The organism is Novipirellula sp. (assembly GCF_041583735.1).
Classification (GTDB): Bacteria; Planctomycetota; Planctomycetia; order Pirellulales; family Pirellulaceae; genus Novipirellula.
Map to the genome: position 1 here is coordinate 16,645 of NZ_JBFHFD010000027.1, position 14,394 is coordinate 31,038.

General features: G+C 50.9%; 10 protein-coding genes. 6 read left to right on the forward strand and 4 right to left on the reverse strand.

The window, feature by feature from the left end; all coding sequences use genetic code 11:
* Window positions 1-318: 318 nt before the first annotated feature.
* From ABX962_RS04080 to ABX962_RS04100, 5 genes are all read left to right on the forward strand, one after another.
* Complete coding sequence (locus ABX962_RS04080; protein WP_372716873.1) at window positions 319-1,383, forward strand: FemAB family XrtA/PEP-CTERM system-associated protein; 1,065 nt, start codon at window positions 319-321, stop codon at window positions 1,381-1,383.
* Between the two features lie 102 nt (window positions 1,384-1,485).
* Window positions 1,486-2,925, forward strand: coding sequence for an O-antigen ligase family protein (locus tag ABX962_RS04085; RefSeq protein ID WP_372716895.1), 1,440 nt, complete (start codon window positions 1,486-1,488; stop codon window positions 2,923-2,925).
* 80 nt (window positions 2,926-3,005) lie between these two features.
* Window positions 3,006-4,373: a VanZ family protein gene (locus ABX962_RS04090; protein WP_372716875.1), complete on the forward strand. Its 1,368-nt coding sequence runs from the start codon at window positions 3,006-3,008 to the stop codon at window positions 4,371-4,373.
* An 87-nt stretch (window positions 4,374-4,460) separates the two neighbouring features.
* Window positions 4,461-5,624, forward strand: a complete 1,164-nt coding sequence (locus ABX962_RS04095) for an acyltransferase family protein (protein ID WP_372716877.1) — start codon at window positions 4,461-4,463, stop codon at window positions 5,622-5,624.
* A gap of 510 nt (window positions 5,625-6,134) precedes the next feature.
* Window positions 6,135-7,061 (forward strand): PEP-CTERM sorting domain-containing protein, encoded by a 927-nt coding sequence (locus ABX962_RS04100; RefSeq protein WP_372716879.1) that lies wholly within the window; start codon window positions 6,135-6,137, stop codon window positions 7,059-7,061.
* Between the two features lie 326 nt (window positions 7,062-7,387).
* Here the strand turns inward: ABX962_RS04100 and ABX962_RS04105 are convergent, their stop codons facing one another.
* From ABX962_RS04105 to ABX962_RS04120, 4 genes are read right to left on the reverse strand one after another with little or no spacing between them, the layout of a single operon-like run.
* A complete protein-coding gene (locus tag ABX962_RS04105; RefSeq protein ID WP_372716881.1) occupies window positions 7,388-8,665 on the reverse strand; it encodes a glycosyltransferase in 1,278 nt (425 codons plus the stop codon).
* A 25-nt stretch (window positions 8,666-8,690) separates the two neighbouring features.
* Entirely contained in the window at window positions 8,691-9,728 is a 1,038-nt protein-coding gene (locus tag ABX962_RS04110; protein WP_372716883.1) for a fatty acid desaturase family protein, read from the reverse strand.
* Window positions 9,729-9,752: 24 nt separating this feature from the next.
* Window positions 9,753-10,709: a ThiF family adenylyltransferase gene (locus tag ABX962_RS04115; RefSeq protein WP_372716885.1), complete on the reverse strand. Its 957-nt coding sequence runs from the start codon at window positions 10,707-10,709 to the stop codon at window positions 9,753-9,755.
* 49 nt (window positions 10,710-10,758) lie between these two features.
* Window positions 10,759-11,907 (reverse strand): hypothetical protein, encoded by a 1,149-nt coding sequence (locus tag ABX962_RS04120; protein ID WP_372716887.1) that lies wholly within the window; start codon window positions 11,905-11,907, stop codon window positions 10,759-10,761.
* Between the two features lie 849 nt (window positions 11,908-12,756).
* On the opposite strand from ABX962_RS04120, the gene ABX962_RS04125 reads away from it, so the two are divergent.
* Window positions 12,757-13,695 (forward strand): patatin-like phospholipase family protein, encoded by a 939-nt coding sequence (locus ABX962_RS04125; protein WP_372716889.1) that lies wholly within the window; start codon window positions 12,757-12,759, stop codon window positions 13,693-13,695.
* The last annotated feature ends 699 nt before the right edge of the window (window positions 13,696-14,394 follow it).

Consider the following 14,394-nt stretch of genomic DNA (forward strand, 5'->3'; position numbering starts at 1 on the left):
CTCGCATTTAAAAAAGGCTGAGCATTAGTTTGACATACAAAAGGAGGCATTGAGTATAGCTAGGTAGGTGGTCTTGACGTCAACCCAGCCTATGTCATTTGCCTATCCGGAAAACTCTTTCATTAGAAAGCGGCGTGATTTCTATCGATTGCTCTGGGGGCTCATACCAAGCTTAGGACGATCGGAAATTGCCAAAACTGATGTTTCCAGCGAATTGGGGGGCCTCTGCTTGCAATGTGCGGTCGCGACACAGTCGGCGCAATGCGGTCTATCCAGGGTAAAATACCCATTCTTACTTCAAACATTAACAAAAAACGAATGCCAAGAACTAGTGAACTGCGAGTCCAATGCTCGCCTATCGACCAGCTAAATACTGAAGACGATCAAAGAGCGAAACAATGGGCTCAAAAACACGGCATTGCGGGGACTCACGCGTCACCTAATATTGTTCGCGCTGTCTGTCGAGGGCTTTCGCATCGCGGATACTGGATTCAGGCAACTCGCGGAGGCGAAATCGTTGGTGTCCTGCCGTTGGTAGACGTCAATACGATGCTTTTCGGTCGTTACCTGGTCAGCTTGCCGTATCTGAATTGGGGCGGCGTTGTTGCGACTGACGTTGCAACGCGGAAAGCTCTGATTGATCGGGCGGTCACGTTGGCCGATGAATTGGATGTTCGCTTCTTAGAGCTTCGACACGAAACGGCGGTTGATCATGAAAAACTGTCGGATCTACGCTCGGAAAAAGTTCAGATGCGGATGCCGGTCGTCGACGAAGAACAAGCATGGAAAGGATGTCGCTCGACCGTTCGAACTCAAGTCCGCAAAGGCGATAAGCAAGACTTCGACATTCGATTCGGAGGGCATGAATTGATGCCTACGTTCTTTAAAGTCTTTTCCGAGAATATGCGGGATCTGGGGACCCCGGTCTATTCACTGGGGTTGTTTAGCGAGTTTCTCGATCAGATGGGCGACCAAGCTGAATTGTGTGTGGTTCAGAAGGCTGGTGTTCCCATTGCATGCGCCATGACGCTGCATTTCGATCAGGGGCTCAGTGAAGTACCTTCGGCTAGCGCGCTACGAGCCCATCGAAAGTCGGCGGTCAACACTTGGATGTACTGGCAATTGATTCGACGCTCCATCCACCGCGGAGCCAATACCTTTGATTTTGGTCGTAGTACGCCTGAAGGGCCGACTTTCGATTTCAAGCGAAAATGGGGCGCCACGCCCTCGGAAGTAGCCTGGCAGTACTATCGTCGCAAAGGCGACGTCAACGCGGTAAGACCCGACAACGCAAAATACGGACTTGCCATTGCGGCATGGCAGAAATTGCCGCTGCCGATTGCAAATTTGATTGGCCCATCAATCGTTCGTGGCATTCCATAGAGCCTTTGCTTCCATGCTGGTAATTCAGATATTGCATTCTCGTGCTGTGAATGAAGACTTCGTCACACACGCTCTCGCTAGCGTTGCTCGCTCACATCGGTGATGATGACGAAACGAATCTACATTGCACTGTGCTTAGTCTTTGCGGTCGTTCAACTTGGGATGTTGGGCGTCAACTGGACTTGGCAACCAGTGCCAGAACTCGGTTGGATCCCCGAAGACTGGGGGCCTCCCGCTTCACTTTTTGTTCTGATTGCCGTTGTTGCGAGCTTGCTCGTGCTTTCGTGTCGTTCGCCGATTTGGTCTTTGTTTGCGTATCTGGTTGCCAGCTATTCCGTTCCACGGTATCAACCAGAATGCGAATGGATACTGCGGCATTTCGTGCCAGAAATTGTGGCATTTTTCGCGGTGATGCTCGTATGGAAGCAGCGTTATCCAGGCGAACACTTTAGTGATAGTAAATGTTGTTTCGACTCATCTTTCCAGCACGTCGCTGCGAAGATTGGCCAACGATGGATAGCCGTTTTTGCCATCTATGTGGTGGGCCTCTCCATCGTTTGTAAATTGATTACTCCAGATGCGAATTGGTTTGGGGATTTGAAACACTCTCCGCTGCGAATGTTGGCGGGACTAGCTATGTGTTACTTGGGGATCACCATTAGTCGCAGAGTAGCGATATCTCAATTGACTACTTTTCTAGCTGTCACCACCATTGTTCGCCTTCTTTGGACGTTCCAATTGCAAGAAGACGGAGATGTCGCATTCTTGCTCGTCGCACTGGTCCCGCTTTGCGCCGCGTCTGCTCTGCAATGCCGAAGGATAACCTTCCGCGGCTTCTGGGGCCTCACGACAGTTGCCGCCATTGCCGCCGTAGTGGCAACTGCCAATCGGGGTGGGGCGATTGGACTAGTGATCGCTTGCTTGACTTTGATCGTAGGTATCGGGCGCAGGGCAATCGCTCTCGCCGCCATCTTCTTGATCACGTCGGTGATCTGTTTCTCTTACGTCCCCGGCTTCGATGGGGCGAGTTTGAAAGAACGGTTGGATTCCGTGATTAAACACCGCGAACAAGCCCCCAACGTTCAGTCCCGTCTTGAACTCTGGCAAGCATCCGCGCAAGCGATTAAAGGACAGCGTCTCTGGTGGGGGCAGGGACCGGGACAGGGGCCCGCAGCCATTTCGCGGGAACGAGGTTCGTTGCGGTTGGTTGCAGTACACAATACGTTTCTGGCCATCGTTCTTGAACTCGGACTTGTTGGCGCCGTCTTGTGGGTAGGGCCATTATTGCTGGGGATGGTTTGCATGTTGCAGCGATGGCGATCCCACCGGTCGCTAGACGAGTGGATTGTGTCATCGGCGAAGCTCGCGTCCGTGATGGGGATGTTTGGGTGTGGTATTGCGATCAGTCGTCATGATGATGGGCTAATGTTCTTTTTAGTGGGGTGCCTGATTGGTGCACCAGGATCAAATTACATTGAGGCCGTTCGCCTCGGCGCGGTATCGGGTTGCGACGGACATTCAGTAAAGCCTGTGGGACAATGACTCAATCATCTCCGCTGCAAGAGTCTTCGGTTGATACAACGGCCGTTGGTGTTCTAGGCTGGTCGTCTCTAGCTGTTTCGATGTCGCTCGTAGTCGTCTCCTGGGCACCGTTCAATTTTGGACCCAATACTCTAGCGGAGGTCCGTAGTCAGTTGATCATCGCCGGAATAGCGCCTGAGTACTCCCATGCTGATTTCGTTGCGAACATAATGATCGCGATCCCTCTTGGATTTTTTCTTGTTGGGTACTTTGATTTGCGAACGAAGTGTCTATTGCGTCGACCTTCACCAGGGCCCGCTTTAGGCATTGCTCGACCAATATTGCTGGCTGCAATAACGCTCGTTGCATCAGGATCGCTTGGTCTTCTTTGCGAGACGGGACAAGGATGGTTGCCGACTCGGGTGGCTTCCTTGCGAGACGTCAAAGCCCAAATTATCGGAGCACTGTTCGGGGTAATCACCTGGTGGTGCTGTGGGGCATCGGTCTCTGGTTTGATCACTCAAACGCTACGCGGTCAGAAACTCGATTCCCGAATCAATGCGTTGGTATCGCTGACAGCCATTGGCGTGATCGTTTGGTCCATCGCACCATTCGATCTTATCCTGTCGCCGGTCTCCATCGTCCGCAAGTGGACAAGGGGGCAGATCGAACTGGTTCCTTTCAGTTGTCATCCGATCTTTACATTAAACTCCCTTTACCAGTGGAGCGTTAGTTTTATACTTGGTATCCCTTTAGGGATTTGGGCAAGACGGGCAATCGCAAGCCTATTCGTGAAGGGGCAACCGCAGTCCAACATTTGTCTTGCCGCAATAGCGTTAGGCGCGCTGCCCGAATTGTTGCAAATACCAATCGACGGCCGAGTCGCCTCGTCCACGGACGCAATTTTCACCTCGCTCGGTGTGGCCAGTGGACTTTTGGTTGCACCAGTGTTGTTCGCAGCAATCGAGTCTCCTGTTCAGACGCACGTCGGTATGGGAAAACCGACATCAAAACGAAGATGGATGGCGACATCGAGCGACTGGTTTTTAGTGGCGATGGTTTACGGTGCGTTGTGGTCATTGTTGAGTTGGTACCCATTCGACTTTGTGACTGATTCCGAACAACTCAAAGCAAGGTTAAATCAATTGTTTTCCAGTCCATTCCACGACGTAGAGACAAACGGTCTAAAGACCTTGTTTGTCGTTTTTCGGGCCTTTTTACTTGCAGTGGGGCTCGGATCCTTGTTAGGGGGCGGGGCATCGCGACTGTCTGTTTCGTTGCTTCGCACGATGGCAAGGTACGTGATCCTGCCGCTCGCAGTCTCGATTGCGTTGATCATGGAGACTGGTCAATTGCTTGAAGGAACTCGGACGGCGGGTGGTATCGGGTTGCTTACACAAGCGGGGGGAATTTGGCTTGGATTTTCGGTTGCTAGGGTAACGTTTGCGCCTTTTGGTACGGAGGACTAATCCTGGACCTCAATCAACATTCGTGTCGACATGCTGCCCTGGTTGGCTAATGGTGGACATCAAGAATTGGTGGAGGCTTAAGTCACGGTGATCAAGTCATTGCGTTCAGCGTCGGCTGCAAATCGGGCGTCACGAGAAAAAATCCCGGGGCTGGATGGAGTACGCGGTTTGGCATGTACTGCTGTGTTTCTTGTTCATTGGCAACAAGAAACCGGGGTTAACGGAAACTGGGGCCCATTCGATTTAGAGCAGTTTCTCCAGAACGGAAACATTGGTGTTGCTGTCTTTATGATCCTCTCCGGCTTTTTCGCCAGTCTAAATTATTTCACGCCCGAAGGGCAGCAATTAGCGTCACTTGCTGGTGTTCGCCAATTTGCGTCTCGACGCATCTATCGCATTTTGCCGGCATACTACGTTTGTATGTTGACCATGTGGTTGGCGGGTGGGAATTGGCAAAGCTTGCGAGGTTGGCTTGACCTCTTGCTGCATATTTTCTGCCTGCACAATTTCCTTGAGTTCAGTCTCTACAGCATCACGTCACCCCTATGGGCGATCGCGGTTTTTGTGCAGTGGTATTTCGCATTCGCTGTGGTGATGACAGTTTCGTCAAGATTGGGGGTCCGAAGTCCTGGCGGATTGCTACTGACCTTCTGCACTATTGCCGTGGCGGCGCAATTGCTGGCGATGGTCATGTGGATGACACCCGCATCCGTGAATCCCGCATGGTTTGGGCCGGATGCAATACTCCGAGACCACAGTCTGCTTCCGCATATGCCCCTGTTTGTCCTTGGCATGGGGGCGTTTTTAGCTCGCGGGCATCTATTGAAAATGGAACTAAAACTAATTCCAGTTCGATGTGACGCGGCTATCTTGTTGATCTGTCTCGCGGTCGTCGCCATCATTTCGACGCCGGTTTTGACGATCTTTAGCATTCCTTCGTTTCGCTACATGTTTCCAGTCGTTCCGCTCCTGCTGGCTGTTGCGGTTAGCCTTGTTCCGCATTCGAATGTCGTTAGAACTTTTTTTGACAGCCGAGTACTGCTAATGACCGGGCGGCTAAGCTACCTCATTTATCTTTTCCATGAACCGGTGCTGGGAGGGGTGATCTGGGCTGCGAGGTCCTTGCAGCACAGTGTGATGGCAACACCCCTGGTCTTCGGTGTCGTCGCAATGACGTTGACTGTTTCCATCGCATTGATAGTAGAAAAAGCCTTTAAAATAGGGGCGCACACTTGTACATATCGGTGTTGAAGTAAACACCATTTGGTTCGCTTTTTCGTCTTTCAGGATGGGACGAGTTGCAAGTGGATTGCCTGGGTGGTAGTATAATCCCCATGAACCGAGTTGTTGCACTAATCGTTCTCGCCCTTACTTTCGCAGTATCCAATGCGGAAGCTGGTTTTATCTGCGCAACATCACATGACGCGTTGTCGTCCGTGCGACCTTCCGAAGCGGTTCTCAGGTCGCTCATTGTCGCCGAATTTAAGAAGAATACCGACAGTGAACATCCTTTTCTGACGCACCGTGATGCTCAAGGGATGAGCGGGTCGACGATTTCGGTTTCGTCATTTGCACCACTAATTGCTTTGTCGGATGGCGGTGCTCATTCTTACGGTTGTCTCGCGTTGGCTAGTCGTTTGTGTCTTGCCAACAGTGTCTTGCCGCCATGTCCAGATTTAGACGGAATTCTCAGGCCACCGCAGCACTCCGTTGCGTTTGTGTTTTGAATTTTCTGTTTACAAAAAAATCTGGATATCAAAAATGAGATTACTTCTAATTACGGCTGCGCTTGGTGCAGCATCGCTCTTGGTCACGCCTGCCGCTCAGGCTGGGATTGTGTTCGACAAGGCAGTTAACTTTAACTTGAGTGCTGTTGACGCTGCATTGACAAATATCGATGGTGTTAATGGTGTGAATTTCGGGGACATATCATTTGGTTCTGCGACCGGCCGAGTGGCTGTTAATACAACTGACAACGGTGACGGCTCGTTTGGTGTTGGTGACGGCATCAAAGTTGTTGGTCATGCATTGATCGACAAAGTTTCGCTCGAAGGAGGCGGTTCAAGGGATCCACTTGATCTTGGTCAAGCTAAGTCGTTTCAATTGACTGGTGTGCTGAGAGATTTGGCTGGGGTTGTTAGTGTTGACGGGTTTGGTTTGTTTAATCACCTTACCAGTGGTTTTTTGGATCTCTACCTTGATGTATCAACCCCTGATGACTTTACAGTGGGTGACATTGCTAACTCGGTAGATGGAGTTCTGGTCGCGACGTTTGAATTGATCGAAGGGAAGACGCGACTGTTCGGTGGACCGACTACGTTAAGTAGCTTTGATTTTAAATTGGTAGATCAGTTCGGCTCGGGAACTGTTGGTGATCTAACGGACGATTTCTTCCAATTAGCGGGTGGGTATGATCCGTTGGTTAACAACTCGCTGCTTGCGACTCAAGTGATTAGCACCGACACTCGCACTTCGAATACGCTGACTAATATCAGCGGATCGCATACGGTTGATATCGGTAGTGGTTTCACCCCCGTTCCCGCGACGCCAACCAATGGCGACTTCTACGCTAATGTTGACGGAAGTGGAGGCTTTGGTGTCATCCCAGAGCCCGCTTCGATCGCAATCTTTGGATTGATGGGTGCTGCAGGATTTGCCGGCCGACGCCGACGTAAGAAGACTGCCTAATTGCTGAGTAACAAAGCAATTTGACGAATATGACCTCGCTTGGATTATCCAAGCGAGGTTTTTTTATGGAATGCTGTCTAACCGGTCGGGAGGATAAATTTGCGGTCTGGTGAGTGTCGTGACAAAGAATGGGGGCAAACTATAGGGTTGACAATTGACGCCGCGGACGGAAGGCAAGTGCACAACGACGAGCTTGCTGGATATGACAACAGAGATAAAATTGAAGGCAGAGTATGTGAAGCACGCTGGCCAACGACCGCATACTCCGCCGATCTCTCAAGGATTGTTTCGCTGATTCGGCGTGTTCGACGGAAGGCGGGTCATGACTATCTAATGACAGTAGACCTTTCCAGCAGCTGTCGGAATCGTTCGCTCGGATTCAGCGAAGAGAATTCTTTTGCCAGCTTCCTTGCTGCGTTTGCGTACCCTGGGTCTCCTAATATTTGTTGAGTCATCGATACGATTCGGCTTTCATTAGCATCTTCGGCCCTAAGTGACTCGCCCGCTCCCGAACATCGGATGTATTCGATTGTAAGGTGTTGATCAAGAATGCTGGGAATTCCTAATACGGGGGTTTCGGAAGCCAGTGCAACGTACGCAGACGCACTGCCACCATGACAAATGACGAGATCCGAGTGCTTCGATGCTTCTTCCGCGGGTAGATAATCAGCAACCAATACGTTAGGCCGGTTCCGTATGCTTTTGTCCAATCCGACTCTTCCGGAGGTTGCCACTAGAACGTTAATTTTCGGATCAGCGTCTGCAAGGCTTGATACCAAGGTTGGTAAGAGACGTACCGGCCCTGAACTTCCCAGCGTAACAAACACGGTCTTTCGGGCCGGATCGATGGTCTTCCATTTGTCAGGCATTGCACCAGGTGACGACCACAGTATAGGGCCAAGATAGTGATGGCTGTGTGGCAAGTTGTACGTTGGGACAAGCCCAGGGGCGTCGGCGTACAACACTTCGTCAGCGTCGGTATACATTTTTTCGAGGTTGTATCCGAGCGGTTTTCCCGAAAAATAGGCAGACGCTTGGTTTAGCGGGCGACAGTGCATCGCGAATGCAGGCCGTCGAAAAGCCTTGAAAAATGGATTGGCAATGGTTGATCCGATGAGCTTCGTGACGGGTAATTCCGGTACGACCCACGGTTGATTCGCATAGGGACTCCAATAGGCATTCGTGAGTGTCCAATATGGAACGCCGAATTTTCGTGCGCTAATTGCCAGCGACAACCTCATGTCCCCGATGACGAGATCAGGACGAACACTTTGAAGAAGCTCTAGATCTTGTTCAACATAACCCACAAGCGTCTCTTTACTGAATGCAGGACGTCCGTAGCTTAGATTCTGAATAAACGACTCGTTTCCGACACAGTCAATTGAATGGAACCTGCGCGATTCATTTTCAACGAGATTACGTTTCGATTGACAACACGCGAAATGGACTTCGTAGTCGTCTGAACCCAATCCCTCTGCCAAAACGAGTGGCCTGGTGACATGGCACAACGTCACGGCTTCAGCGATAAACAGGATGCGTGGTTTTCTTTTCAGCTGGGATTTCAATTGCAGATCTGAGTCTGCGACGTCGGAGATCGCGAGCATTTGACTTTTCCTAAATTCATGGGTGTCAGGCTTGGGCGTTAGCCATCGGCGAAACATCTTGCTCGACGGATGCCCTTCTCATGCCAAAAAGTCCGTCACTCTGGTGCGAATGTTCCGCGTAGAGTTTTTGTTCCATCAGGCGACTGTGTAGCTGCGGCAAGTTGTAGAAAGGAACGGATGGAAACAGATGGTGATCTAGATGATAGGAAACATTGTGGGGGGCGAAGATTGCCGTTTCAATCCAGTTGCAGTGGTAGTTGCGTGACGCGTTAAGTTCGTGCGTGTTTGCTAAACCGAAATGCTCAGCGATACTGCGAGTGCGTAGGATAACTGGCAAGATTGTCCAAGCGGGGATGAACCACAGCAGGAATGCGTAGGTCCATGTCCCTGTAACTAATAAGGCACCCCCAATGATGCCCCAAAATGCGAGCATCCCACGGTCAATCGTTCCTCTTTGCGAGTCTCTCTTGGCTCCAAGCGAATGAACCGCGCGAAGCGACGAAATGAATCCACCACCTAGCAGGTCACGTGTAAGCATCGCGAGCAACTCGCCTCGTGTTTTAGGAAACTCCCATTCAGAATGTCCCGACTTTCGAACCCAATCGGGGTCATCATCGGTATTGGTGTGACGGTGATGTGCCAGATGATTGCGACGGTAGGAATCCGTCCTGATTAGCATTGGATAGGCCAACATACAGTTGCTGATAATATCATTTACGGTCTTGGTGCTGACGAGACGAAAATGCGAAGCATCATGCATGATAATCAAGAGGGCGTGCTGGCGAGTCGCGATTGCGGTCATCGCCACCAGACAAACCAGCGGATGGGGAATCGAAATCGCCAAGTAAATTGCAACGCTGATTACCGCCCAGTCGGCACAAACTGCAAGGAGCCCTTTTACAGTGTTAACCTTCGAGAGTGTCTTCAGGTCCTGTGAGATTTCGTGTTGTAGCTGGCGCCGATAGTCGTGCGTCGCAAGTTCCGCATCATGTTCGATCACGGGCGTCGGAGTAGTGAATACCACGACGCTTGCTGGACTTGTGAATGAAGTTGTTGATGTCATAGGACTAGTTCGTTTGTTGTTTGTTTAGATCTCAAGCGTCTCAAACCGTTTCTTCCATTCACGCTCAAGCCATTTGCGTTTAATTCTTTGCAATGGACTTCGGTTTCCCATTCTAAGTTTTCCTGAAGCAAATTTGCCAAGGTACGCGTCAAAGATTTGATAGTGTGGTGCCGGTTTTACCGGACCACGACCCAGCAGGATCTTTACAACCTCAGACGCCATTACCCCAGCAGCAAGTTGGCAGCCAGCGCTGACAGAAGGTGCAGAGCCACTCATCGGATTAGCCTGGTGGCGATCCATGTATCGAAGCGGAAGCATTCGTGGGCAAAGCCCCATCAGAAAAGCGATCACCTTTCTTCCATGCGACGTATCGTCATTGATGTCGAAGTACTGATCGAATGTCATTCCGTTTGGAGTGAATGTCAACCAGCAAGTGCTGAAACCCATAGGTCCTGCGGTCACCCCCGGAATATTATTTGCGGCAGCACACTTAAACACACGCCTGCGAGCTTCAATTGCATACAGGTCAATCCCATCGACAAGGATGTCGCAGTCAGACAGAAAATCATCCGCATTGGAGTGATCCACTTTTCCATTGACGACCGAAATCTCGACCTCTGGGTTGATGCTTCTCGCGACTTCGCTCATTACCTCAACTTTGGGGCGTCCAATGGTTTCCACCGATGCGCCATATTGGCGGTTGAAGTTTACCGATTCGAAAACGTCGGGATCGGCGATTGTAAATTTGCCAATTCCTAAACGCGCGAGTGTTACAAGGTGGAGTCCACCAACTCCTCCCATTCCAGGTATTGCAACTCTGCAATTTCGCAAACGTTCCTGCTCGTCATGCGAGATCAAGCCATAGTTGCGACTGAACGCGTCTCGGTAATTCCAACGTGGAGATTGTTGATTTGCGTCTGGATTGGCAAAGATCGTTGGTGCCGACTGAAATGTCGTTCCGCAATTGGTGATAATTGACATATTTAGAGATTGATTCGTTAGGAAAGGTAATTGAGAGAACCAGTTTGTGTCAGCGGGGTTCGATCATTTGATGCCATGGGCGGCGTCCGGCGCGTGCACTCGCAGGGGACGTATGGCCAACTCGAAACATAATCGCCACATCATCCGATGTATTAAAGAATTTTTCTTGCAACGCATTTACGCGGGCAAGCGTATTGAGTTCCCAGGAATTGAAGCGTTTGCTTCCAGCGACGCGGAATTGACGACTTAGAATAGGCGCTACGGCAAGCACTTGGAAACCTAAGTCAAAGGATGCAGATTGCAGCCAAACTCGTTGCAAACCGCTGCCAACATTTAACCAGAAATTTTCCATGTTGGGATTTCCCACTATTGCGCCCACGGCGGACGAATGAATCACTTGTTTCTTCGCTGCTCTTGCTGCTAGGTAGCTCATCCGGAAGAATTGATCCGCGAGCCGCAATGTTTGGTAATTTGAAGTTACTTGTAGTGCGAGCTTTTCTAGACGGCTAATTTCAAATGTGTCCACGGAGAACCCGACTTCTGTTTCTTGGTTCGTCCAGCAAATCTTCTGGTAGAATTCTTTGTGACATTGTTTGTGCATGAAACGCACGCGATCTGCCAATGACACTGCATGGGCGATTTTTTGGATCGTCGGCCGATCCGAGCTGAACAAGGTGTGAGTTCCGTCAACGCAATTTCCTTGTTCTTGCATCTTTTCAAGTAAATAGGAAGCGAGTGGTGCACGCTCTTGTCGCTTTCGATTGCTGTGACGATCCTGTATGTGAACTGCTAGCGGGTCGGGTGATAGTCTTGGAACGTTCGCCAGATTAAGTTCAATAGAGAGTGCGTCATCGGCGGTGTCACTGATATTGATGATTTCAATTACGCGTTCACATTGCGACGCGGCCAGACGAAGATTCTCCAAAAAGGCGCCGATTGCTACTCGAGATGCTTCACCATTGAAATCCAGGAACCCTAGTGGTTGGCTATTATCAAGGACAAGCGATGCAACGTTGGGGTTACTGCCAGGCTTAATGCGCCAGGGTTGTCCATTGTCGCCAGAAGGTGCCCAGCGTGCTTGCTCAATCAAAGGAGCCCAATTGTTTGTCCAAGCGTCTGTGTGTTCTAGACAATGAATTGGAGGCTGTGGTGTTGTATTTTCCTCTGAAATGGGACTTCGAAATGTAGCAGTTGCCATGATGTTTCGACTCCGATGCTCGACGCGACCGGGTGTTATTGGAGCACCCATTAATAAACCGACAGTGTTAAATAGGCTACGCAATGTAGCTGCCGAAGATAATTGTCGTTTTTGTTTGTCGGAATTTGTAATAATTGAGTTGATTTATCCGGTGATGCAGTCTGTGCCACGCAATGCGATACTTCGGGGGATTTTCAAAAGCGTTCGCTAACGAACGAACGACTGTCGTTTGCGGACGATTTGGACGACGATAACAGCGGCGGAAATAGAAGCGAGAAACAAATGTTAGCTATGTTCTCAGTAGAATCGATCAATACAACGCAATCCATGTCGTCCACGAAGAGTATGGCACTGACGTTGTCGCTCGATTTTCCTAATTCCAAATAACAGACTTTATTTCGAGCTACTAAGCATATTGGGATTGCCTTCGCAAGTTGCCGAAGGAGGATGGAAACTCGCCATCTCCCTCTCTTTCCCCTTTCCACGCGGGAACTCCACTCGGCTGCGGTCGAGCCTGCAGAGACGATCGCGGAGTGATCAACGACAATGGCGAGAAACCGACGAGCAGAGTCGTCGGGCGACAATCGCTCGGTTGCAAACGCAGCGTCACCAGCCCTCCCCGTCCGCTCTCCGCAGCCGCCCCTCCCGCAAAGGAGTGTAAATTCTCCTCACTCCCAGCTCCGTGTCTCCCTGTCTCTCCCTCTCCCTCCTCCGCCGGCTACAAAGCTTCGCTTTTTACTTTGCACCTGGCAATTTTGCGTCCTAGAGTTGCTCGGATGAAACGCGCTGTCGACATGATGGCTGCGTTTGGTTGCCTATGAACTGACTTGAAAATCATTCTCTCGCATCATGCAAACACTCACTCCCGATGTTCATCTGGATCAGAATCTAGGTGCGAACTGCGAAACAAAACGCGTTTATGACGTGATTTTGGGTGGTGGCGGAGCACGCGGACTGTCGCATCTCGGTGCGATGAAAGCGATCGGAGAAAGTGGGATTGCGGTTTCGAGTCTGATCGGTGTCAGTATGGGAGCGTTGATGGCCAGCCTCTGCTCCTACGAGAGGAATATTGATGAGGCTACGGCTTCGGCATTGCGATTTTTGACCTCACCTTCTTATCGCCGTCTGCAGGCGAAAGTCATGCGTGCATCGCAAGGCTCTGCGGGACGGTGCGAAACGAACCGCTGGAGCACGCGTCTGGTCAGAGGGATTTTGACGCATCAATTCTTAGCTCGCGTGGTACGATCGCCATCGCTATTGCCGGCTAACTTTTTAGACGCGGTGATCGATCCGTTGATCCCGGATGTCGATATCCGTGACTTGCCGGTGCCGCTTCACTTGGTGGCGGTTGACTTGGTCACGGGTCGCCGAGTTGTGTTGTCGTCGGGATCGCTGCGAACGGCGGTGCGTGCCTCGATGTCGATTCCGGGGATCTTTCCCGCGGTACCGTGGGAAGATCAATTGCTTAGTGACATCGGTGTTTATGATGCGGTCCCTTGCGGTGTGGTCAACGAACTTGATCATCCTTCGCATGATGCTCGCAGCATCATTGCGGTTGATGTCGGCAGAGCGATGGATCGAAACGTGCAGTGTCGGTCCGGGCTGGATGCGATTTTGAGGTTCCAGGAGTTGGCGGAACAGCAGATCCGGCAGCAATCGCTGCAAGCGGCGGATGTGGTGATCCGTCCCGAAGTACAGCATTTGTCGTGGTTTGATTTCACGTCGCCTGAACCGATCATCCAGGCAGGCTACGACGCAGGAACGAAGTCGCTTCAGTCGCGGGTGTAGCGAAAGTCGTCAAGACTTCTGTGTGGGATAGGCTTCCAGCCTGTCGTCAGTTGGGAACTGTTGCTAGCGGTTTTCTAGATCAAGTGAATCGGCGGCAAAAAAGTGGATGGCAAAAACATAAAAGAACAAGGTGTAGCGAAAGTCGCGAAGACGGTTGAATGTAGCCCAGGCTGCCAGCCTGTCGTCGGTCGGGGCTGTTGCTTGCGGGATCTTTAGCAAGATCCACTACGGGAAGGGCGTCATGATCGCGGAGCGATCAACGACAATCGTAAAGAGTTTACAGGAAGATGGGTGACAGGAAAATAAAGAACTGGTGTAGCGAAAGTCGCGAAAACTTTTGGGGTGTAGCCCAGGCTGCCAGCCTGTTTTCGAGATATTGCTGTTGCTAGCGGTTTTTTAGATCAAGCGAATCGGCGGCAAAAAAATGGATGGCAAAAACATAAAAGAACAAGGTGTAGCGAAAGTCGCGAAGACTTTTGATTGTGGGGTAGGCTTGTAGCCTGTCGTCAGTCGGGAACTGTTGCTTGCGGGATCTTTAGCAAGATCCACTACGGGAAGGGCGTCATGATCGCGGAGCGATCAACGACAATGGCTCGGATGCAAACGCAGGTTCACCAGCCCTCACCCGAGCAATCGCTATGGGCTCTGCTCGACCTCTCCCAAACTGCGTTGGGAGAGGTGACAGCACGTTCCGCTGCG

What these genes read in the sequence shown, in the direction of transcription:
- ABX962_RS04080 (WP_372716873.1), top strand. Translation starts at nt 319, where the DNA reads ATGCCAAGAACTAGTGAACTGCGAGTCCAATGCTCGCCTATCGACCAG.
- ABX962_RS04085 (WP_372716895.1), top strand. Translation starts at nt 1,486, where the DNA reads ATGATGACGAAACGAATCTACATTGCACTGTGCTTAGTCTTTGCGGTC.
- ABX962_RS04090 (WP_372716875.1), top strand. Translation starts at nt 3,006, where the DNA reads ATGTCGCTCGTAGTCGTCTCCTGGGCACCGTTCAATTTTGGACCCAAT.
- ABX962_RS04100 (WP_372716879.1), top strand. Translation starts at nt 6,135, where the DNA reads ATGAGATTACTTCTAATTACGGCTGCGCTTGGTGCAGCATCGCTCTTG.
- ABX962_RS04105 (WP_372716881.1), bottom strand. Translation starts at nt 8,665, where the DNA reads ATGCTCGCGATCTCCGACGTCGCAGACTCAGATCTGCAATTGAAATCC.
- ABX962_RS04110 (WP_372716883.1), bottom strand. Translation starts at nt 9,728, where the DNA reads ATGACATCAACAACTTCATTCACAAGTCCAGCAAGCGTCGTGGTATTC.
- ABX962_RS04115 (WP_372716885.1), bottom strand. Translation starts at nt 10,709, where the DNA reads ATGTCAATTATCACCAATTGCGGAACGACATTTCAGTCGGCACCAACG.
- ABX962_RS04120 (WP_372716887.1), bottom strand. Translation starts at nt 11,907, where the DNA reads ATGGCAACTGCTACATTTCGAAGTCCCATTTCAGAGGAAAATACAACA.
- ABX962_RS04125 (WP_372716889.1), top strand. Translation starts at nt 12,757, where the DNA reads ATGCAAACACTCACTCCCGATGTTCATCTGGATCAGAATCTAGGTGCG.